The following is a 21,219-nucleotide window of genomic DNA, read 5'->3' as shown; positions in this document are numbered from 1 at the left end:
CGGCCAGGCCCCCACCGTAGAGACTGTTGTGACCGACTCCCCGTTCCCGCTTGAATCCACCGCCGCCGAGGCCCAGACCGCCATCGCCGAGGAATTCGGCTTCTTCGGCGACTGGTCCGAGCGCTACCAGTACCTGATCGACCTCGGCCGCAAGCTGCCGGCCTTCCCGGAAGAATGGAAGACCGAAGAGCATCGCCTGCTCGGCTGCCAGTCGATGGTCTGGATCGTGCCGGAAGGCAACGCGCAGTCGCTGCGCTTCCATGCCATCAGCGATTCGGCGATTGTCTCCGGCCTGATCTTCCTGGCCCTGCGCGTGTACTCCGGGCGCTCGGCGCAGGAGATCCTGGCCACCGAACCGAGCTACATCCAGGACATCGGCCTGGCCCGCCACCTCTCGCCCACCCGCAGCAACGGCGTGGCGGCGATGCTGGCGTTCATCCGTGAGACGGCGCAGGCGCAGCTGCAGCGCGACCCGTCGTGAGCGAGCCCGCCACGGCCGAAGACAGTGCACTGGGCCTGCTGTCCCGGCCCGGTTTCGCCAGGCTGCTGGCCTACCGCATCTTTGCGATGCTGTCCTACCAGGTGGTCGCGGTCACTGTCGGCTGGCACATCTACGAAGTCACCCGCAATCCGTTCTCGCTGGGCCTGATCGGCCTGGCCGAGGTCGTGCCGTTCTTCTGCGTGGCTCCGTTCGCCGGTTACCTGGTGGATCACCTGCCGCGCCGTCGGCTGGGCATGGTCGCCTGTTGCGGGCTGATCGCCACTGCACTGGTATTGACCAGCGTGGCCATGGGCTGGTTGCCGATTGACGGCGTGTGGCCGATCTACGCGGCCATCGCGCTGACCGGCATGGTCCGCGCCTTCCTGTCGCCGATCTACAACGCCTTGTTCGCCCGCGTGCTGGCCCGTGACCAGTTCGCGCGTGGCGCCGGCCTGGGCGCGGTGGTGTTCCAGGCCGGCATGATCGCCGGCCCGGCACTGGGTGGCGTGCTGGTCGGCTTCGGTGGCAAGGGCCTGTCCTACGCAGTGGCCACCGCTTTTGCGCTGGTGGCGATGGCCTGCCTGGCCACGCTGAAGGTGGAAGAACCGGTGCATACCGGTCCGGCCGCCCCGATCTTCAAGAGCATCGCTGAAGGCGCGCGCTTCGTGGTCGGCAACCGGATCATGGTCGGCGCGATGGCGCTGGACATGTTCTCGGTGCTGCTGGGCGGCGTGGTGGCGATGCTGCCGGCGTTCCTGCACGAGATCCTGCACCACGGCCCGGAAGGCCTGGGCATCCTGCGCGCGATGCCTGCGCTGGGCTCGGTGTGCGTAGGCCTGTGGCTGGCGCGCCACCCGCTGCACCGCAATGCTGGCCGCGTGCTGTTGTTCGCGGTGGCCGGCTTCGGCCTGTGCGTGATCAGCTTCGGGTTGTCGCAGCACTTCTGGCTGTCGGCGCTGATCCTGCTGTTCTACGGCGCGTTCGATGGTGTCTCGGTGGTGATCCGCTCGACCATCCTGCAGTTGGCTACGCCGGAAGAGATGCGCGGTCGCGTATCGTCGATCAACGGCATCTTCATCAGTTCGTCCAACGAGCTGGGCGCGTTCTATGCCGGCACGATGGCGAAGCTGCTCGGCCTGGTGCCGGCGGTGGTGCTGGGCGGATTCGCGGTGCTGAGCGTGGCCGGGATCACCGCGTGGAAGAACCCAACGCTGCGGAAACTGAATCTTCGCGACCTGCAGTGACGCTGCTAACAGCGGATTCGGCGGCGCCGGGTGTTTGGCTGGGGCCGTTGCTCTCCCTCGATGATTGGGCTTGTCACTTTCTTTTCGCGAAAAGAAAGTAACCAAAGAAACGCTCCGCCATCCGCGAGCCGGCGCTGCGCGCCGGTGCCCTGTGCTCCTCGGTGAATCAGGGGACGGCGCCGAACTCGCTGCGCTCAAACAGCGGCGCCTCTTCGCCCCGGATTCCCCTGCGGTGCTCGGCTCGCTACAAGGCGGACTCAACAGCCGCGAGCACGCATGACCGCTCCTGTCGGCCTGAGCAGAGCGTGGACTCGGCTCTACATCGGCCGCGCACGCAGGAAACCGTCGAGAGCCTGGGGGTGGGTCCGGGCGGGACCGTCCGCGGCATGGATGCCGCGGCCGAGCTTACAGGGATGTACTTGCAGCGTGTCCTGCCCGGACCCACCCGCAGGCTCCACCCGATACCCGGAAGGCGCTGCTCTACACAGCCAACTCGAACCCAACAAAAAACCCGGCCAAGGCCGGGTTTTTCGCATGACCAGACAACGAACTGGAATCAGTCGCCCTGCTGCTTCTGCAGGTGCTCCCAACGCTCCTGGGCGTCGATGGTACGCTCGGCGGTCAGGCGCGCTTCCAGGCGCTCCAGGCCGATTTCTTCGCCGGTGTCGACGCAGTACCCGTAGTCGCCGGCTTCCAGGCGCTTCAGGGTGCTGTCGATCTTGCCGATCAGCTTGCGGTAGCGGTCGCGGGTACGCAGTTCCAGCGAGTTCTCGGTCTCGCGGGTCGCACGCTCGGCTTCGTCGCCGATGTCACGCACTTCCTCGCGCAGGTTCTCGATGGTCTGCTTGGACTCTTCCACCAGGTCCGCGCGCCAGTTCTGCAGGCGCTGGCGGAAATACTCCTGCTGCAGCGAGCTCATGTATTCCTCTTCCGAGGACGGCTTGTAGCCAGCCGGCAGGATCGGGCGGCCAGTGGCCTCGTCGGTCTTGTACTCGACGACCTTGTACTTGCTGCGCGGGGCCGGTGCTGCCGAGCGGGCGGCGACGGCCACGGCAACCTTGCCGACAGGGCGCGACACGGTCTTCGGGGCGGAATCGGATTTCACGGCGGTTTTGGCAGGCGATTTCGAAACGGGCACGGGATTCTTGGATTGCGGGGCCTTCGAAGCGACAGGAGCGGCGGCCGGGGCCGGCGTTGAGGCCGGCTGGGCTGCCGCCACTGCCACGGTCTTGGCCGGGACAGGCTTGGCCGGAGCCGGCTTGGCAGCAGGCTTCGGTGCGGACTTCACTACTGGGGCCGGGGTCGGCTTTGTGGCCGGCGCGGCAACGTTCTTGGCAACCTTCTTTACAGCGGCGGGCGTGGCGGCCGGTTTGGCCGCAGCGACCTTCTTTGCTACGGGCTTGGCGACCGGCTTGGCTGCAGCCTTCTTCACCACCGCCTTCGGCGCTGGCTTGGCGGCTGCCTTCCTGGCCACCGGCTTGGCGGCGGCCTTCTTCACCGGCGCAGCCTTGCTGACGGTCTTCTTCACCGGCGCCTTCTTGCTGGCAGCGGCTGGCTTGGCCTTGGCGGGCGCAGCGGCCTTCTTCGCCACCGGCTTGGTTGCCTTGACCGGCGTTTTCTTTGCGGTGGCCTTCCTGGCCGCCGGTTGCGAGGACGCTGCCTTGGTCGCCGGCTTGCTGGCCGGCTTCTTGGCAACGGGCTTTGCCGCCAACTTCTTCACAACAGGCTTGGCGGTTTTCTTGGCGGCCGTTGCGGCCTTCTTTGCAGTTTTTTTAGCAGCCACGAAACGCTCTTCCTTGGATTCCCCGGGGCCCGGGAAAGCGGGCCTTTATAGCCTACCCGACCCGCAGCAGCAACCTTGGCACCCTGCTCCATTCAGTCCTGGAGTCAAGGTGCCCAAGTGGCAGTCCGACGAACACGGACCGCCTTGCGCGGTACGGAACCTGGCCAACACCCGCGGGTGCTGGTACCGGTCGCAGGCCATCGGCGACATGCGACCAACGGCCCATCCTGCACAAATGCGGCCTTCATGCCAACTGGCATAAGATGACTGGGTGATCTCGCGCCTGCTCATTGCCCTGCTGCGCTTCTACAAGCGCTTCATCAGCCCCCTGCTGGGGCCGCGCTGCCGTTTCGTGCCGAGCTGTTCTGAATACGCGATGGATGCCATCTCCCGGCACGGGCCGCTGCGCGGCAGCTGGCTGGCTGCGCGCAGGCTGGGCCGCTGCCATCCGTTCCACCCCGGCGGCTTCGATCCGGTGCCCGAATCCACCCACGCCCCCTCTTGCCGTTGCACAGGAAAACACTGACATGTCCTCCACCCTCATCACCAACGCCCGGATGGTCAACGAAGGCCGCACCTTCGACGGCGACCTGCGCATCGAGAACGGCCGCATTGCGCAGATCGGCAACGGGCTGGCGCCGCGCGACGGCGAGCAGGTGGTGGACGCCGCCGGGCGCTGGCTGCTGCCCGGCATGATCGACGACCAGGTGCATTTCCGCGAACCGGGCCTGACCCACAAGGGCGACATCGCCAGCGAATCGGCCGCGGCCGTGGCCGGTGGCCTGACCAGCTTCATGGACATGCCCAACACCAACCCGCCGACGCTGGATTCAACCATCCTGGAAGCCAAGTACGAGCTCGCGCGCGGCCGCGCCTGGGCCAACTACGGCTTCTACCACGGTGCCAGCAATGACAACCTGGACGCGATCCGTGCGCTGGACCCGAAGAAAGCGCCGGGCGTGAAGGTGTTCATGGGTGCTTCGACCGGCAACATGCTGGTCGACAACCCGGAAACGCTGGACGCGATCTTCCGCGAATGCCCGACCCCGATCATCACGCACTGCGAAGACACGCCGATGATCGATGCCAACCTCAAGGCCTTCCAGGAAAAGTACGGCGATGCGCTGACCCCGGACATGCACCCGGACATCCGTTCGCGCGAAGCCTGCATCAAGTCGACGCGCCTGGCGATGTCGCTGGCACGCAAGCACGGCACCCGCCTGCATGTGCTGCACATCTCCACCGCCGATGAGCTGGCGCTGTTCGAGAAGGGCCCGCTGATCCGCGCCGATGGCAGCCGCAAGCAGATCACCGCCGAAACCTGCGTGCACTTCCTGCACTTCGCGCGTCCGGACTACGCGACCAAGGGCAACCTGATCAAGTGCAACCCGGCGATCAAGGAAGTGTCCGACCGCGAGGCAATCACCGCTGCGTTGGCCGATGACGTGCTGGACGTGCTGGCCACCGACCACGCGCCGCACACCTGGGAAGAGAAGCAGAAGCCCTACGCGCAGGCACCGTCGGGCCTGCCGCTGGTGCAGTACGCGCTGGTGGCCGCGCTGGAGCGGGTGCACGAAGGCAAGCTGACCCGCGAGCAGGTGGTGCAGAAATTCGCACATGCGCCGGCGCAGCTGTTCGACGTGGAAGAACGCGGCTTCCTGCGCGAAGGCTACTTTGCCGACCTGGTGCTGGTGGAGGACGTGCCGTTCACCGTCAAGCGCGAGGACGTGCTGTCCAAGTGCGGCTGGTCGCCGTTCGAGGGCACCACTTTCCGCTCGCGCATCGCCTCCACCTGGGTCAACGGCCAGCAGGTGTGGGACGGCAGCAAGCTGGTGGGTGAACCCGCCGGCCAGCGCATGACCTACGACCGCTGATGCGTTCGGCACTGATGCTCGGGGCGCTGTTGCTGGCCGCGCCCCTGTTTTCCACTTCCGGGGCGCAGGCGCAGGATGGCATCGGCAGCCTGATCGACAGCCGCGTGGTGTTCCCGGCCAGTGCGTCGCAGGGCGCGCTGGTGATCGGCAAGGTACCCGCCGGCAGTCGCGTGCAGTATGCCGGCCGCCAGCTGCGGGTAAGCGGCTACGGCAGCGTGGTGTTCGGCATCGGCCGCGACGAGAAGGGTCCGCTGCGCGTACAGGTGCAACGCCCCGATGGTGGCAGCGAGACCGCGACCATTGCGGTGACGCCGCGCGACTGGCCCACCGAGCGGGTCAACGGGGTGCCACCGAAGACGGTCAATCCGCCGGCGGCGATCGCCGAGCGGATCAAGCGCGAACAGGCGCAGGTGACCGCCGCACGTGCCCGCGATGACGACCGCACCGACTTCACCCAGACCTTCATCTGGCCGGTACAGGGCCGCATCAGCGGCCGCTTCGGCAATGCACGCGTCTACAACGGGCAGCCGGGGGCCGGTCACTCCGGCATGGACATCGCGGTGCCGACCGGCACCCCGGTGAAGGCGCCGGCGGCCGGCATCGTGACCTTCGCCGGTCCGGACCTGTACCTGACCGGTGGCACGCTGCTGCTCGACCACGGCTTCGGGATCAGCTCCAACTTCCTGCACCTTTCGCGCATCGACGTAAAAGTTGGCGACCGTGTGGAGCAGGGCCAGGTGATCGCTGCCGTCGGCGCCACCGGCCGTGCCACCGGCCCGCACCTGCACTGGGGCATGAACTGGTTCGACACCCGCATCGACCCGTTGCTGGTGCTGGAACGCAAATAACGGTAGTGCCGGCCGCTGGCCGGCAACCGCATGAATTCTGCAGTGCCCGAGCTGCCGGCCAGCGGCCGGCACTACCAGACAGTTGGATCAACCGCGCGCGGCCCACCACACGCGCAGCAACGTGCGCACCGGGGTGGCTTCGATTGGCTTGCCTGCGGCCTGCGCGGCAACGCGGGCGCGCGCCAGGCTCGACCACACGCGCCGCGGGCGCGGACCCGGCACGCGGCTGCCCCATCCTTTCAACAGGTACTGGGCCCAGCGCTGCGCGGCCGTGCTGGAATCCTCATCCAACAGGCTGCGCGGCACACCGGCCACGCCGGCGTCCTGCAGGCGCTGGGCCAGGGTCTGCAGCTGCACCGCACGACCGGCGCCGGTGCGCGGCTTGTCGGCAAACAAGGCCGCTTCCACTGCGGCCACGGCGTCGGCGTAATTGGCCAGCGCACGCTCGGCACCGGCTGCATCCAGCGCAACGGTACGCGCTTCAACGAGGTCCGGCAGTGCTTCGGCCAGTTGCACCCACGGCGCACGCACCGGCTCCAGCAGACGGCCCAGCGGATGGCGCGAACGATGCCCTGCCCAGCTGCGCAGCTCCTCGCCCCACCACGCCAGCTTGGCATCGGCGGGCAGCGGATCGCCGCTGGTGTTGAGCATGTCGTCGAACTCCTGCAGCAGCGCAAACCACGCCACTGCGAGCTCGCGTTGCGGTTCGGCCACGAACGGGGCGGCCACCGACCATTCCGGCCAACGGCTGCGCCACTTGTCGAGGAAACTGTCCAGCGCGGTACTGCTCACTACGGGATTCCTTACGGCTGGGCCGGGGCTGCCGGCCGGGTCGGCCAGAGACTGGCCAGTTGCAGAAGTTCAGCGTTCTCGACCAGCACGTCGGCCTGCCAGGCCAGCGGATCGTCGCTGTGCAGGCGGTAGCCCCACAGCGCCGCCACCGATGGCATCGCGGCAGCACGTGCAGCGATGATGTCGCGCTCGTCATCACCCACGTACACGCAGTCTTCGGCGGCCATGCCGATGGCCTGCGCAGCGTGCAGCAGTGGAAGCGGGTGCGGCTTGCGCTCGGCCAGGCTGTCACCGCCGACCAGCACCGCGCAGCGCTGCTGCCAACCATGCTGCGGCAGGATCAGGCGCGCCAGGTACTCCGGCTTGTTGGTGACGATGCCCCATACCGTACCGGCCTCATCCAGCGCGGCGAGCATGCCGGCCACGCCGTCGAACAGCACCGCGTACTGGCCGATCAGCGCTTCGTAGCGCTGCAGGAATTCCGGGATCAATGCATCGCGCGCAGCGGCATCCAGGTCCGGGAAAGCGGCCCCGACCATCGCGCGCGAGCCCTTGGAGACCACCGGCCGCAGCTGCGCCGGATCGACCGCTGCCCGGCCCCGCTCGGCCAGCATCGCATTGCAGGTGGCGACGAAGTCCGGCGCGCTGTCCAGCAACGTGCCATCCAGGTCGAACAGCACCGCACGCGGGAAGCGGGCGGAGGTCATGCCGGCTTGACCGCGTAGGCCAGGTAGTTGATGTCGGTGCGGCTGCTCAGGCGGGCATGGTTGCGCCACGGCTCGTAGGCCATGCCGCTGACATCCACCAGCTGCAGGTCGGCCTCGCGCAGCCAGCGCGCCAGCTCGGCCGGCTTGATGAATTCCTGGTAGTGGTGGGTGCCCCTGGGCAGCAGCCGCGCCACGTACTCGGCGCCGACAATCGCCACCGCGAAGGCGGCCGCGGTGCGGTTGATGGTCGACAGGAACAGGTGGCCGCCCGGCTTCAGCAGGCGCTTGCAGGCGTCGATGATCGCGCCCGGGTCTGGCACGTGCTCGAGCATTTCCATGCAGGTGACCACATCGAAACTGCCCGGTTGCTCGGCGGCCAGATCCTCGGCGGCCTGCACGCGGTAGTCGACCTTGGCGCCGCTTTCCAGCGCATGCAGGCGCGCGACCTTCACCAGTTCCGTGGCCAGGTCGATGGCGGTGACGTCGGCGCCGGCCTGCGCCAGTGCTTCGCTCAGCAGCCCGCCACCGCAGCCGATGTCGAGCACGCGCGCGCCACGCAACGGCACGCGGTCGGCGACGTACTTCAGGCGTACCGGGTTCAGCGCATGCAGCGGCTTCTGCGGGCCGTCAGCATCCCACCAGCGGTTGGCCAGCGCGGCGAACTTGTCCAGCTCGGCCTGATCGAAATTGGAGGAAGCGTGGGGGGCAGTCATGAGGGGTCCTTGCGGCGCCAGGGGTCAGGCGCGGATATGACGGATACGCTCGCGCCACTGGCGCGCGTTGGCGATGATGCCCGGCAGGTCCATGCCGACCAGCTCGCGCTGCAACAGCTTCGGCTTGCCGGCGATCCAGACGTCGCTGACCTGCTGGCGGCCGGTGGCATACACCAGCTGCGACAGCACGTTGTGCAGCGGCTGGGTTTCCAGCGCCGACAGTTCGACACAGACCAGGTCGGCCTGCTTGCCGACTTCGATCGAACCGATGCGGTCAGCAAAGCCTAGCGCACGGGCACCGCCCAGCGTCGCTGCGCGCAGCGTGGTGGCCGCGTCCAGCGCGGTGGCATCATCGGCCACGGCCTTGGCCAGGATCGCTGCAGTACGGTTCTCGCTGAACATGTCCAGATCGTTGTTGCTGGCGCAGCCATCGGTGCCGATCGCCAGGTTCACACCGGCGCGCTGCAGGGCGCAGGCCGGGCAGAAGCCGGAGGCCAGCTTCAGGTTCGATTCGGGGCAATGCACGACGCTGACGCCGCGTTCGGCGCACAGGTGGATTTCCGCATCGGTCAGCTGGGTCATGTGCACCGCGATCAGGCGGTCGTTGACCAGGCCAAGGCGATCCAGCCGCGCCAGCGGGCGCTGGCCGTGCAGCTTGATCGAATCGTTGATCTCCTGCGCGGTTTCGTGGGTGTGCAGGTGCACCTGCATGTCGAGCTGGTCGGACAGCATACGCACCCGCTCGAAGTTGGCATCGTTGACCGTGTACGGCGCATGCGGCGCGAACGCGGTCCCGATCAGCGGATCGGTGCGCCACTGGTCGTGCAGTTCACCAGCCTTGGCGAAGTATTCGTCATCGGTCCTGGCCCAGGCGGTGGGGAAATCGATGATGACCGCGCCGACCAGCGCGCGGAAACCGTGCTTCTTGTAGACCGCGGCCTGCACGTCGCCGAAGAAGTAGTTCTCGTTGGCGCAGGTGGTGCCGCCGCGCAGCATCTCGGCGATGGCCAGGGTGGTGCCGTCGGCCACGAATTCCGGCCCGATCACGGCCGCTTCCACCGGCCAGATGTGCTGCTGCAGCCAGGTCATCAGCGGCAGGTCGTCGGCGACGCCGCGCAGCAGGGTCATCGGGTTGTGCGTGTGCGCGTTGACCAGGCCCGGCATCAGCGCCGACTCGGGGCGGCTGACCACCTGCGCGGCACGGAAGCGTGCGCGCGCCTCGGCACGCGGCAGGATGGCCACGATCTCGCTGCCACGCACGGCAACGGCATGGTCTTCCAGCACCACCGCATGCGGCTCGATCGGAACGACATGACCAGCTTCGATGAGCAGGTCGCAGGCTTCGGGGAGGTGCGGGCTATCGCTCATGCGGGCTCACTGGCTGGGGGGCGGCGAGATACTTCTGGGGACACGCCCCTGGGTCAGGGGCTGCCGCGAAGCGGCGGGGTCTGGAGACCCGTGAAGCGGGGCCCATGATCTGCCGAAGCAGATCATGGGAGCGCCAGCGCGAATGCGCTGGCGCGTGTCCGAGCACGGCTCGGCTCTACAGCAAGGTCGGCCTGCGGCCGGAACCTTATTTGACGCGTGCGGAGTATTCGCCCGAACGGGTGTCGACACGGATCACTTCGTCCTGGTTGACGAACAGCGGCACGCGGACCACGGCACCGGTTTCCAGGGTGGCCGGCTTGCCGCCGCCGCCCGAGGTGTCGCCACGGACGCCCGGATCGGTTTCGGTGATCTTCAGTTCGACGAAGTTCGGCGGCTGAACGAAGATCGGCTCGCCGTTCCACAGGGTGACCACGCAGGACTCTTCGCCCTTCAGCCACTTCTCGGCGCCGCCCATGCCGGCCTTGGTGGCCTGGACCTGTTCGAAGGACTCCGGGTCCATGAAGTGCCAGTACTCGCCGTCGCTGTACATGAAGTTCATGTCGGTATCGACGACGTCGGCTGCATCCAGCGAGTCGGTCGACTTCATGGTCACTTCCTGGGTACGGCCGTCCTTGATCAGGCGGTACTTCACGCGGGTGAAGGCCTGGCCCTTGCCCGGCTTGACGTATTCGGTGTCGATGATGACGGCCGGTTGGTTGTTGACCAGGATCTTCATCCCGTTCTTGACGTCGTTCATGCCGTAGCTGGCCATGCGTAAACTCCTGAGTGGCAGAAACGCCGCGGGTGCGGCGAGCCGTTAGAATGGAAAGCCCACCGGATGCCGGTGGGCGACTGTTTTTCTGCCCCCATGATAACCGCAGGCCCCCTCTCCATGCAGCTTTCCGCCTTCCCCCGGCCCCAGTCGCCAGGCGCGCCCGCGCGCTGGCAGCAGCTCTGGCGCCAGGCGCTGCGCGACCCGCACGCCCTGCTGGCCCGGCTGCAGCTGGACCCGGCGGCGCTGGGTGTCTCGGAGGCGGCCATGGACCAGTTCGCATTGCGCGTGCCCGAGGGCTTCGTGGCCCGCATGCGCGTGGGCGATGCGGCCGACCCGCTGCTGCGCCAGGTGCTGCCGATCGACGAGGAAATGCGCCCGGCGCCCGGGTTCAGCTTCGACGCGGTGGGTGATGGTGCCGCCAGGAAGGCTACCGGGGTGATCCAGAAGTACCGTGGCCGTGCCCTGCTGGTCGCCACCGGCAGCTGCGCGATCAACTGCCGCTACTGCTTCCGCCGCCACTTCGACTATGCCGCGGAAAACGCTGCCAAGGGCGGCTGGCAGGAGGCCGTAGCCGCCATCGCGGCCGACCCGGACATCGATGAGGTGATCCTGTCCGGCGGTGACCCGTTGTCACTGGCCACGCACAAGCTGGTCGAGCTGACCGACGCCCTGCGCGCGATTCCGCATATCCGCCGCCTGCGCATCCATACCCGGCTGCCGATCGTGCTACCGGAACGCGTGGACGATGAACTGGTGTGCTGGCTGGGCAGCCTGCCATGGCCGCTGGCGATCGTGGTCCACGCCAATCACGCCAATGAATTCGACGCCAGCGTGGACGCGGCGATGGCCCGCCTGCGCGGCGTCGGCGCCCAGCTGCTGAACCAGGCGGTACTGCTGCGCGGGGTCAACGACAGCGTGCAGGCCCTGCAGGACCTGAGCGAGCGCAGCTTCGCCGCTGGCGTGCTGCCCTACTACCTGCACCAGCTGGACCGGGTCGAAGGCGTGGCCCACTTCGAAGTGGATGATGCCCAGGCCAAGGCGCTGATTGCCGGCCTGACCGCACGCCTGTCCGGCTATCTGATTCCGAAACTGGTGCGCGAACTGCCCGGCGACCCGAGCAAGCGCCCGGTGTAGGAGCACTGCCGGGGTCAGATCCCTTTTCCGACGGAAAAGGGATCTGACCCCAGCACAACGTCAGTCGGTCAGAGGCCCGATTCGATCATCCGCACCACTTCGGTGGCGGTCACCGGGTGGCTCAGCCAGTAGCCCTGGCCAAGATCGCAGCCGCGCTGCACCAGCAGTTCGAACTGCGCCTGCTGCTCGATGCCCTCGGCCACCACGGTGATGCCCAGTGCGTGGGCCATGGCGATGATCGCCGTGGTCAGCGCCAGATCGTCGGGATCGCGCTGCATGTCGGCCACGAAGCTCTTGTCGATCTTCACGCCGTCCACCGGTACCTGGCGAAGATGGCTGAGACCGGAGAAGCCGGTGCCGAAATCGTCCAGCCAGACCTTCACGCCGGTGCGGTGCAGCTTGTCCAGCAGCTGCGCGGCAACCATTTCGTCGCCGATCACCGCGGTTTCGGTCAACTCCAGGTGCAGGCGCGACGCCGGCAGCCCGGACTCGTGCAGGCACTGCGCGACCAATGCCGGCAGTTCACCGCCGCGCAGCTGCCGCGGCGACACATTCACCGACACGAACAGATCATCGCCGCCCGCCCCACGTGGCCACTGCGAGGCTTCCATGCAGGCCGCACGCAGCACCTTCGGGCCGATGAGCTCGATCAGCCCGCTCTGCTCGGCCACTTCGATGAACACCGACGGCGGAATCGTACCCAAGGTCGGATGCTGCCAGCGCAGCAGCACTTCCACGCCGACCATGCGGCGATCGCGCATGCGGAAGATCGGCTGGTAGGCCAGGCGCAGCTCGCCGCGCTCCCAGGCCCCGCGCAGCTCCTGCTCCATGTGCACGCGGCGCTCGACCGCGTGGTCCATCGCACGGCTGTAATAGCGGTAGCAGTTCTTGCCGGCCATCTTGGCCTGGTACATGGCGATGTCGCCGTTCTTCAGCAGCGTGGTCGCATCGGCGGCATCATCCGGGAACAGGGTCACGCCGATCGAAGTGCCCAGGAACAGTTCCCGGCCCTGCACCACCAGCGGCTTGCCCAGCTCGCGCACCAGCACTTCGGCCAGCAGCCGTGCGTTGGCCGCCACGTCGCCATCACCGACCAGGATCACGAACTCGTCGCCGCCAAAGCGGGCCAGCAGGGCTTCATCGCCACCGGCCTCGGTAACCGCACTGCCGATGCGCTGCGCGAACTGCAACAGCGCTTCGTCACCGGCCTCATGGCCCAGGGTGTCGTTGACGCGCTTGAAATCGTCGATATCGGCAAACAGCAGGCCCAGCCGATGATTGGATGCGCGCGCGGCCATCAGGCGATGGTCCAGCGCCTCCCTGAATGCCAACCGGTTGGTCAGCCCGGTCAGTGCATCGGTATAGGCCATGCGCCGCACCTCGCGGTCATGGCGGGCGATGGCATCGCGCATGCGGGCGAAGCCGCGCACCAGCTCGCCGACTTCGTCGTCGCGGGTGTTCTCGGCCAGCGGCGCCTGGTAGTCGCCAGCCTCGATGCGGCGCGCCGCAGCGGCCAGGTCCCGGATCGGCGCCACCAGGGTGCGCTGCACGTACAGGATCACCACCACGCCGATCACCACCAGCAGGCCCAGCATCAGCAGCAGCCAGCCCAGGTGGCGGCTGCCGACCTGCTGCAGGCGCTCGCCGAGCGTGGCATTGGCGGCCTGTTCGCGCTGCTGCACCTCGTCCAGCGCCATGCCGACGCGGACGCCGCCGATGCGCTGGTTGCCGACCATGATCGGCATGGTGTTGTCGAGTACCTTGGGCGATTCCTGCACCACCAGCGCCTGCGCCACCGCGGCCTTGGGGGCCAGCGGGTCGGTCATCGGCTGGCCGAAGCCGGACACCTCGATCGAGCCGTCATGCACCAGCCGGCCACGTTCGTCGAACACCAGCACATAGCGCACGACCGGCTGCCGTGCGGTGCTGCGCACCAGCGCACCGACCTGGTCCAGGTCGCGGTAGTACAGCGGGTTGGCCAGCGCGTCGGACAGCTCGCGCGCCATCGCTTCGCCGCGGCTGCGCACGCTGCGGTCGAACAGTTCATGGATGACGCCACCACTGAGGTTGCGCACCTCGCCCTGCATCGCCGCCTGCCGCCCCAGCAACACCGCCAGGATCGCCACCACCACGACCATCGCCCCGCCCATCGCGAGCAGGAACCGGGCCTGCATTCCCGAGCCGAGCCACTTCATTCCACTTCCATCCGCACGCGCGTCAATCCTTGTTTCAATTCATCCAGCCGCTGCTGCGCATGCGCATCGACGCGGTGGAAACCGGAAGTGCCGAAAAACCGATGCAGCGCCCCCTGTGCCTGCGGGTCGCTGGCCGCCTGCAGCAGGACGTCCTGCAGCCTGTCACGTACCCGCGGGTCAAGGTCGGCGCGAACCATTTCCACCGCCCGTGGGTAGGGTTCGGTGCGCAGCAGTTCGCGGAAGTCGCGCCGGAATGCCGTCGGCATCCGTCGCTCGTCATTCCAGTCCACGCTGCTCACCGCCCCCACTTCGACCATGCCCTTGTGCACGAACGTGGCGATGTTCAACTCGCTACGTGCGAACACGTACCCCACGCTGTCCCGGCCCGGCACGTCCCACACACCGGCCAGGATCTGCGGCGCCAGCCCCTCCTGCAGCAGCGTCATCACCGGCACCAGGTAGGCACTGGTGGACGCCGTGTTCTGCAGCGCCAGGCGATGCCCGCGCAGGTCCTGGATCCGCTGGATCGGACTGTCGCGACGCACGAAGAACACGGTCTGGTACTCACGCACGCCATTGCGCTCGGTCAGCAGCAGCGGCCGCGCGCCACTGCGCTGGCCCAGTGCCACCGCCGTACCCGACGTTTCCGTGACCCAGTCGACCCGCCCCCGCCGCAGATAGCTGGCCATCTGCTGCGGGTCGCGTGCCATCAGGATCCGCCCTTCGGTGATGCCGACGTCGTGCATGCGTGCCACCACATAGTCCAGCAACGGTTGCAGCTGCTCGTAATGGGCCTTGGGATCATCGCTGATCCGGCCCAGCACCAGCACCCGGTCCGCTGCTGCATGTACCGTCCCGGCCAGCAGGATCATGACCAGGCTCAGCAGTCCCCTCTGCACTGCCCTTCGCAGACCCGACACAGGCTTCATCCCCCCTGGGTATCCGGACAGACTACCCGAAAAAATGAGAACGTCGTCAGCCGTCCTTGTTGCCCGCCTGTGCCAGCCGCGCCATCCGCTGGGTGTCGGCAAGGATGCCGCGCAACAGGCGCACTTCCTGCTCGCTCGGCTCGCTGCGCAGGAACAGCCGGCGCAGCTTGCGCATCGCCGATTCCGGCGCGCGGCCCTTGTGGAAATCGATCTCGTCCAGGGTGTCGCCAAGCTGGGCGAAGAAGCTCTCCATCTGCTCATGGCTTGCTGCCTGTTCGCGGAAACCGGGCTCGGCGTCCGCGGCCGGCTGCGCGCCCAGCAGCTGCATGCGTGTCTCATAGGCCAGCACCTGCACGGCGGCAGCCAGGTTGAGCGAGCTGAACGCCGGATCGGACGGGATGTGCACCGCCGCGTGGCAGAGCTGCAGTTCTTCGTTGGTCAGGCCAGTGCGCTCACGGCCGAACACCAGCGCCACCTCGGCGCCCTCGCCCGCCTTGGCCACCGCACGAGCGGCGGCATCGGCCGGCAGGTACTCCTCCAGCTGCACGCGGCGGGCACGCGCGGTGCAGCCCAGCACCAGGCGGCAATCGGCCACGGCCTCGGCCAGGGTGGCGACCACCGGGGCGTCCCCCAGCACATCTTCGGCACCGGCAGAGCGGCGGAAGGCCTCCTCGTCCAGCGGTTTCTCGGGGGCGACCAGTACCAGGCGGGCCAGGCCCATGGTCTTCAGGGCACGGGCGGCGGCGCCCATGTTGCCGGGGTGCTGGGTACCGACCAGGACGAATCGGAGGCGGGTGGCGGCGGGAAACTGGGACATGAACAGGGAAAAGGTCGAGCTGGACGATGACCAATGGTAAACTGTGGGGCCGGCCACTGCGCCGGACCCGCTCTTTTCCCCCGCCAGTCCATCTCTTCTGCCTTTCCGGGAGCCCACGCCATGCAGAAACCCGCCGTCACCGTCATGGTCAAGGCCGCCCGCCTCGCCGGCAACGTCCTGTTGCGCAACATCAACAAGCTCGAGGCACTGAACGTGGTGCAGAAGGGCCGGATGGACTACGCCAGCGAAGTGGATGCGGACGCGGAAAAGGTCATCGTCAAGGAACTCAAGCGCGCTTATCCGGACTACGGCATCTTCGGTGAAGAAGGTGGCGTGCAGGGCGAGCGCCGCCAGATGTGGGTCATCGACCCGCTGGACGGCACCAGCAACTACCTGCGTGGCGTGCCGCACTACTGCGTGTCGATCGCGCTGGTCGAGAACGGCGAGCCGACCGACGCGGTCATCTTCGACCCGCTGCGCAATGAACTGTTCACCGCCAGCCGGGGTGCCGGCGCCGTGCTGAACGACCGCCGCATCCGCGTGGCCGACCGCAAGGATCTGGAAGGCACGATGATCCACACCGGTTTCGCCCCGCGCGAGCGCAGCCGCGCCAGCGCCCAGCTGAAGGCGGTCGACGCCCTGCTGGTGCACGGCGAGGACATCCGCCGCACCGGTTCGGCGGCACTGGACCTGGCCTACGTGGCCTGCGGCCGTGCCGACGCCTACTTCGAAGCCGGCGTGAAGGCGTGGGACATCGCTGCCGGCCTGCTGCTGGTGCGCGAGGCGGGCGGCAAGGTCTGTGACTTCAAGGGCGCGACCCTGGGCCGCATGGACAACCGTGGCCCGGAGACCCACCAGATCGTGGCCGGCAACCTGAAGGTGGCCGAGTCACTGCAGAAGGTACTGGTCAACACCGGTTACGCGGCGGAGTTTGACGCGAAGTTCTGAGATTCCGGGTAAAGCGGTTCATGGAGACGGCGCCTGCGAGGGTGCCGTTTTCGTTTGCGCGCACGGAGATTCGTTTCCGCGACCGCGGAGGGGTGTCACTTTCTTTGCTCGTGCAAAGAAAGTGACACCCCTCCGCGGTCGCGGAAATGATCCCGGCGCCACCAATGCATCGGCGCGCAAACAAAAACGCCCGGCGCGCGGCCAGGCGTTCCTGCACTACCGCGGAAGCACGGAGGCTTACGCCACCGTCGACGCCCGCAGCGCGGCGATGCGCTCTTCCAGCGGCGGGTGGCTCATGAACAGCTTCTTCGCCGTCGAACCGGAAATGCCGAAGGCGGCAATCTGGGTCGGCAACGTGCTCTGGCCGTGGTTGAGCTGCAGGCGCTCCAGCGCAGCGATCATCTTCTGGCGACCAGCCAGCGAGGCACCGCCGGCGTCGGCGCGGAACTCGCGGTGGCGTGAGAACCACATCGAGATCATCGTGGCGAACAGGCCGAACACCATCTCCAGCACGAACACGATGATGTAGTAAGCGAAGCCACGGCCGCCGCCTTCGCGGTTGCCCGACAGCGCGCTGTCGATGATGCCGCCGACCACGCGGGCCAGCACGATCACGAAGGTGTTCAGCACGCCCTGCAGCAGCGCCATGGTGATCATGTCACCATTGGCGACGTGGGCGATCTCGTGGCCCAGCACCGCTTCAGCCTCGTCCTCGCTCATGTTGTGCAGCAGGCCGGTGGACACCGCCACCAGCGCGTTGTTGCGGTTGGCGCCGGTGGCGAAGGCATTGATCTCCGGGCCGTCATAGACCGCCACTTCCGGCATGCCGATGCCGGCGGCCTTGGCCTGGCGCTCGACCGTGGCCAGCAGCCAGCGCTCGGTCTGGTTGCGCGGCTCAGTGATCACCACCGCACCGGTGGAGCGCTTGGCCATCCACTTGGACAGCAGCAGCGAGATGAAGGAGCCACCGAAACCGAAGATGCCGGCCATCACCAGCAGGCCGCTCATCGAACGCGCGTCCACGCCCAGGATCGACATGACGATGCCGGCCAGGATCAGGACCGCGAGGTTGGTCGCCAGGAACAGGGCAATACGGGTGAACATGGGAAAATCCGGCTCGGAAGGGGTCGATATCTGTCAATTTGCGGTGCGCTCAGCTTGAATTCAAGCGCCAACCTGACCGACGATTCAGCCTGCATGACCGCCATTGTTCCCTGCGGCCGCTTCGCGCCCTCGCCGACCGGCCTGCTCCACCCCGGATCCCTGCTTGCCGCCTTCGGCAGCTGGCTGCTGGCCCGCCACCACGGCGGCCTGTGGCGGCTGCGCATCGAAGACGTTGACCCGCCGCGTACCGTACCCGGCGCCGCACAGTCACAGCTGCAGGCACTGGCTGCGTTCGGCCTGGTCCACGACGGCCCGGTCCTGTGGCAGAGCGCTCGAGGCGAGGCCTACCAGGCCGCGCTGGACGTGTTGCTGGCCAGCGACCAGGCGTTCATCTGCCACTGCAGCCGCAGCGAACTGGCTGCCAGCGGCGGCATCCACCACCGCTGCGTTGCGCGGCAGCCGCGACCGGATCCTGCCGTCCGCTTCCGCGTACCGCCCGGCAACCTGGTCCGCTTCGACGATGGCCTGCGTGGCCCGCAGCAGCAGGACGTGCATGCCGAAGTCGGCGACTTCGTGCTGCGCCGTGCCGACGGCTGCTGGGCCTACCAGCTCGCGGTGGTGGTCGATGACGCCGCGCAGGGGGTGACCGAAGTGGTGCGCGGCGCCGATCTGCTCGATTCCACCGCGCGGCAGATCCTGCTGCAGCAGGCGCTGGGCCTGGCCGTGCCGCGCTACTGGCACCTGCCGCTGCTGCTAGACGCCCCCGGCCACAAGCTGTCCAAGTCGCTGGCGTCGCTGCCGGTGGACAGTACACGGCCGGTGCCGGTACTGCGCGCGCTCTGGCAGCTGCTGGGCCAGGCCCCTGCCGCACTGGACGGCGCCGATGACCGGGATGCGCTGCTGCACACTGCGCAACGGGCATTCGACCCGGCTCGACTGCCGCGGACTGACATCCTGTTGCCGGCCGGCGCACTTTCCGCGCCGATGTTGCAGAATCCCCCTTCCCCCACCTGATTCCCGGACAGCATTCCATGACATCTCGCGTCGCACTGGTCACCGGCGGAACCGGCGGCATCGGTACCGCCATCTGCCAACGCCTGGCCGACCAGGGCCACCGGGTCGCCACCAATTACCGCGACGAGGACAAGGCCCGCGCATGGCAGCAGGCGATGACCGAGCGCGGCTACAGCGTGTCGATCTTCCCGGGCGATGTCTCCGATCCAGGCAGCGCCGAGGCGCTGGTGCGTGCGGTCGAGGCCGAGCTGGGCCCGGTCGAGATCCTGGTCAACAATGCCGGCATCACCCGCGACACGACGTTCCACCGCATGCGCGCGGACCAGTGGCACGATGTGATCAACACCAACCTCAATTCGGTGTTCAACGTCACCCGTCCGGTGATCGAAGGCATGCGGCGCCGCGGCTGGGGCCGGGTCATCCAGATCAGCTCGATCAACGGCCTGAAGGGCCAGTACGGCCAGGCCAACTACGCCGCGGCCAAGGCCGGCATGCATGGCTTCACCATTTCGCTGGCCCGCGAGAACGCCGGCTTCGGCATCACCGTGAACACCATTTCGCCCGGCTACGTCGCCACTGACATGGTGATGGCGGTTCCGGAGGACGTGCGCGCCAAGATCATCGCCGACATCCCCACCGGGCGCCTCGGCAAGCCGGAGGAAATCGCCTATGGCGTGTCCTTCCTGGTGGCCGAGGAAGCCTCGTGGATCACCGGCAGCAACCTGGACATCAACGGCGGCCACCACATGGGCTGGTAAGCCGCGCAGGGGCCGCTGCGGCATGCGCTGACGGCCCCTGCCGATGGTCATGCTGCGCAGCACGCAAACCCTTGCTGCGCAACATGATCGCCCCTGAAAGCCAAGCCTGGCGGGGGCTGGGGCGGTTGCAACCGCTGCTGCACTGCGCCATGCTGCGCGTCTACTGTGACGAGTACCGCTTCATGGCTGCGACCCGCATCATCAAGAAGTATCCGAACCGCCGTCTCTACGACACCGAGATCTCCAGCTACATCACCATCGAGGACGTGCGCCAGCTGATCCTGGACGGTGAAGACTTCGAAGTCCGCGACGCCAAGAGCGGCGACGACCTCACCCGTTCGGTCCTGCTGCAGATCATCGCCGACCAGGAACAGGACGGCGAACCGATGCTGTCGACCCAGCTGCTGAGCCAGCTGATCCGCTTCTACGGCGATTCCCTGCAGGGCTTCATGGGCAACTACCTGGAGCGCAGCATGCAGGTCTTCCTCGACCAGCAGCAGCAGTTCCGCCAGCAGATGGGCAACCTGCTGGGCCAGACCCCGTGGGCGATGATGAACCAGCTGACCGAGCGCAACCTGGAGCTGTGGCAGGAATTCCAGCGCAGCATGGGCAGCGGCTTCGGTGGCCCGCGCCCGGGCGGCACCGGAACGGGAACCGGCAACAAGCCCGGCGAACCCGGCACCGGTACCGGCACCGGTGGCAAGACCCGCCGCTGAGCTGCAGCAACGGCTGATACGAAAACGGCGCGCCCCTGGCGCGCCGTCTTGTTTGGCATCGCTCCAGCGGTGCGTCAGCGTTTGGCCTTGCACCCCGTGCACACGCGCTCGACCTTGTAGCCCTTCGCCCTCAGCTTCTCGACCACGCCATCACTGCCCAGCAGATGCAGCGTGCCGACCACCACCAGCGTACCGCCCTGCCCGGCCTGCAGGTACGGCTGCAGCTTCGGCACCCAGGCATCGTTGCGACCGGTGTTGATGCGCTGGTACAGCTGCGGATACTGCTGGCGCATCTCTGCCGCCATCTTGGTCCACAGCAGGCGCTCGTCGCCGCGACGCCATGCATCATGCAGCAGCCGCGCCTGCTCATCGGCCTTGCCGGCCTGGTCCAGTGCTTCGGCCAGCATCTGCCGCTGCTCCTGCACCGTCATCCCGTCCAGCATGCCGATCTGGGTATCGATATCTTCCAGTCCCGCGGTCTTCCGGCCGGTCTTCTGCGCGCGTTCCATGAAGTGGCGGTCCAGGCCCAGCGCCGGGTCCAGGCCCAGCTTCTGCATCTGCCCGATCGAAATGCTCAGACCGACGAACCAGGGCTTCATGCCCTGCATCTGCGCCAGCGGCAACTGGTTCTGGGCAGCAAAAGCCTGCAGCTTCTGCCAGGTGGCCGCATCCAGATCACGCTTCAGCTCGCTGCCATCGGTGCGGGTCGCAGCCTGCACCATGCGGCTGGCCAGCTGGGGCGATTGCATGTCTTCCGGCGACAGTTCGAACACCACCCGCTGCGAGGCTTCGAACGCCTGCTCGACATCGGGCGACAGTGGGTAGTCCTGTGGCTTCAGCAGATGGAACGATCCCAGCAGGTACACGCGTGCATCGCCCGGGCCGGTGACTTTCCACAACAGGGGTACCGGCGGCTTGGCCGCGGCAGGGCTGGCCTGGCCATCGCGGGCCGTGGCCAGTGGCGCCACTGCGCAGGCCGCCAGCAACAGCGCGGTACGGAACAGGTGTTTGATCGGCAT

Annotated in this window: 21 protein-coding genes; 10 read left to right on the top strand and 11 right to left on the bottom strand. The window is 67.5% G+C overall.

Annotation, left to right across the window (positions count from 1 at the left end; genetic code table 11):
* Positions 1-28: 28 nt before the first annotated feature.
* Both ACM0O9_RS02415 and ACM0O9_RS02410 read left to right on the top strand, forming a co-directional pair.
* Positions 29-481 (top strand): SufE family protein, encoded by a 453-nt coding sequence (locus ACM0O9_RS02415; RefSeq protein WP_005417717.1) that lies wholly within the window; start codon positions 29-31, stop codon positions 479-481.
* Positions 478-1,725 (top strand): MFS transporter, encoded by a 1,248-nt coding sequence (locus ACM0O9_RS02410; protein ID WP_005417718.1) that lies wholly within the window; start codon positions 478-480, stop codon positions 1,723-1,725. Before ACM0O9_RS02415 ends, ACM0O9_RS02410 begins: the two co-directional genes overlap by 4 nt.
* 556 nt (positions 1,726-2,281) lie before the next feature.
* On the opposite strand, the gene dksA is transcribed toward ACM0O9_RS02410, so the two are convergent.
* Complete coding sequence (gene dksA, locus ACM0O9_RS02405; RefSeq protein WP_065186037.1) at positions 2,282-3,508, bottom strand: RNA polymerase-binding protein DksA; 1,227 nt, start codon at positions 3,506-3,508, stop codon at positions 2,282-2,284.
* Between the two features lie 271 nt (positions 3,509-3,779).
* Here dksA and yidD point away from each other — a divergent pair, with 271 nt between their 5' ends.
* From yidD to ACM0O9_RS02390, 3 genes are read left to right on the top strand one after another with little or no spacing between them, the layout of a single operon-like run.
* The gene (yidD, locus tag ACM0O9_RS02400) at positions 3,780-4,034 is read left to right on the top strand and encodes a membrane protein insertion efficiency factor YidD (RefSeq protein ID WP_005417723.1); all 255 of its coding nucleotides are present in this window, start codon (positions 3,780-3,782) and stop codon (positions 4,032-4,034) included.
* 1 nt (position 4,035) lies between these two features.
* Positions 4,036-5,382: a dihydroorotase gene (locus ACM0O9_RS02395; RefSeq protein WP_065178246.1), complete on the top strand. Its 1,347-nt coding sequence runs from the start codon at positions 4,036-4,038 to the stop codon at positions 5,380-5,382.
* Entirely contained in the window at positions 5,382-6,230 is an 849-nt protein-coding gene (locus ACM0O9_RS02390; RefSeq protein WP_414604121.1) for a M23 family metallopeptidase, read from the top strand. Before ACM0O9_RS02395 ends, ACM0O9_RS02390 begins: the two co-directional genes overlap by 1 nt.
* Before the next feature lie 87 nt (positions 6,231-6,317).
* Here the strand turns inward: ACM0O9_RS02390 and ACM0O9_RS02385 are convergent, their stop codons facing one another.
* The 5 genes from ACM0O9_RS02385 to efp form a co-directional block, all read right to left on the bottom strand.
* Positions 6,318-7,022 (bottom strand): squalene/phytoene synthase family protein, encoded by a 705-nt coding sequence (locus tag ACM0O9_RS02385; protein WP_065196619.1) that lies wholly within the window; start codon positions 7,020-7,022, stop codon positions 6,318-6,320.
* A gap of 11 nt (positions 7,023-7,033) precedes the next feature.
* Positions 7,034-7,729, bottom strand: a complete 696-nt coding sequence (locus tag ACM0O9_RS02380) for a phosphoglycolate phosphatase (protein ID WP_005417733.1) — start codon at positions 7,727-7,729, stop codon at positions 7,034-7,036.
* Positions 7,726-8,442: a bifunctional 2-polyprenyl-6-hydroxyphenol methylase/3-demethylubiquinol 3-O-methyltransferase UbiG gene (ubiG, locus tag ACM0O9_RS02375; protein WP_005417734.1), complete on the bottom strand. Its 717-nt coding sequence runs from the start codon at positions 8,440-8,442 to the stop codon at positions 7,726-7,728. The genes ACM0O9_RS02380 and ubiG overlap by 4 nt, the downstream gene beginning before the upstream one ends.
* A gap of 24 nt (positions 8,443-8,466) precedes the next feature.
* Complete coding sequence (locus tag ACM0O9_RS02370) at positions 8,467-9,810, bottom strand: TRZ/ATZ family hydrolase (protein WP_171955566.1); 1,344 nt, start codon at positions 9,808-9,810, stop codon at positions 8,467-8,469.
* Positions 9,811-10,015: 205 nt separating this feature from the next.
* Positions 10,016-10,582, bottom strand: coding sequence for an elongation factor P (gene efp / locus ACM0O9_RS02365; protein WP_005410381.1), 567 nt, complete (start codon positions 10,580-10,582; stop codon positions 10,016-10,018).
* Positions 10,583-10,678: 96 nt separating this feature from the next.
* Here efp and epmB point away from each other — a divergent pair, with 96 nt between their 5' ends.
* Positions 10,679-11,719: an EF-P beta-lysylation protein EpmB gene (gene epmB / locus ACM0O9_RS02360; RefSeq protein WP_155760286.1), complete on the top strand. Its 1,041-nt coding sequence runs from the start codon at positions 10,679-10,681 to the stop codon at positions 11,717-11,719.
* 68 nt (positions 11,720-11,787) lie between these two features.
* Here epmB and ACM0O9_RS02355 read toward each other — a convergent pair whose 3' ends face one another.
* From ACM0O9_RS02355 to ACM0O9_RS02345, 3 genes are all read right to left on the bottom strand, one after another.
* Entirely contained in the window at positions 11,788-13,914 is a 2,127-nt protein-coding gene (locus tag ACM0O9_RS02355) for a putative bifunctional diguanylate cyclase/phosphodiesterase (RefSeq protein WP_005417742.1), read from the bottom strand.
* Positions 13,911-14,786 carry a phosphate/phosphite/phosphonate ABC transporter substrate-binding protein gene (locus ACM0O9_RS02350; RefSeq protein ID WP_005417743.1) on the bottom strand — a complete coding sequence of 292 codons (876 nt, stop codon included), beginning with the start codon at positions 14,784-14,786 and terminating at the stop codon, positions 13,911-13,913. Before ACM0O9_RS02350 ends, ACM0O9_RS02355 begins: the two co-directional genes overlap by 4 nt.
* A gap of 103 nt (positions 14,787-14,889) precedes the next feature.
* Positions 14,890-15,660 (bottom strand): RNA methyltransferase, encoded by a 771-nt coding sequence (locus ACM0O9_RS02345; protein ID WP_065178241.1) that lies wholly within the window; start codon positions 15,658-15,660, stop codon positions 14,890-14,892.
* A gap of 120 nt (positions 15,661-15,780) precedes the next feature.
* Here ACM0O9_RS02345 and ACM0O9_RS02340 point away from each other — a divergent pair, with 120 nt between their 5' ends.
* Positions 15,781-16,608: an inositol monophosphatase family protein gene (locus ACM0O9_RS02340; RefSeq protein ID WP_005417749.1), complete on the top strand. Its 828-nt coding sequence runs from the start codon at positions 15,781-15,783 to the stop codon at positions 16,606-16,608.
* A 237-nt stretch (positions 16,609-16,845) separates the two neighbouring features.
* Here the strand turns inward: ACM0O9_RS02340 and htpX are convergent, their stop codons facing one another.
* A complete protein-coding gene (htpX, locus tag ACM0O9_RS02335) occupies positions 16,846-17,712 on the bottom strand; it encodes a protease HtpX (RefSeq protein ID WP_049415827.1) in 867 nt (288 codons plus the stop codon).
* Positions 17,713-17,805: 93 nt separating this feature from the next.
* On the opposite strand from htpX, the gene gluQRS reads away from it, so the two are divergent.
* From gluQRS to phaR, 3 genes are all read left to right on the top strand, one after another.
* Positions 17,806-18,726: a tRNA glutamyl-Q(34) synthetase GluQRS gene (gene gluQRS / locus ACM0O9_RS02330; RefSeq protein ID WP_065178239.1), complete on the top strand. Its 921-nt coding sequence runs from the start codon at positions 17,806-17,808 to the stop codon at positions 18,724-18,726.
* 17 nt (positions 18,727-18,743) lie between these two features.
* Complete coding sequence (gene phbB, locus ACM0O9_RS02325; protein WP_005417754.1) at positions 18,744-19,484, top strand: acetoacetyl-CoA reductase; 741 nt, start codon at positions 18,744-18,746, stop codon at positions 19,482-19,484.
* Positions 19,485-19,666: 182 nt separating this feature from the next.
* Positions 19,667-20,200, top strand: a complete 534-nt coding sequence (gene phaR / locus ACM0O9_RS02320; RefSeq protein WP_005417756.1) for a polyhydroxyalkanoate synthesis repressor PhaR — start codon at positions 19,667-19,669, stop codon at positions 20,198-20,200.
* Positions 20,201-20,274: 74 nt separating this feature from the next.
* Here phaR and ACM0O9_RS02315 read toward each other — a convergent pair whose 3' ends face one another.
* On the bottom strand, positions 20,275-21,219 hold the full coding sequence (locus ACM0O9_RS02315) for a TraB/GumN family protein (RefSeq protein WP_414604122.1): 945 nt from the start codon (positions 21,217-21,219) through the stop codon (positions 20,275-20,277).

It is taken from the genome of Stenotrophomonas sp. FR012 (assembly GCF_047520565.2).
In the GTDB taxonomy this organism is placed as follows: Bacteria; Pseudomonadota; Gammaproteobacteria; order Xanthomonadales; family Xanthomonadaceae; genus Stenotrophomonas; species Stenotrophomonas sepilia.
Note: the sequence above shows the minus strand (reverse complement) of the source record. Positions and strands in the feature narration are given on the sequence as shown.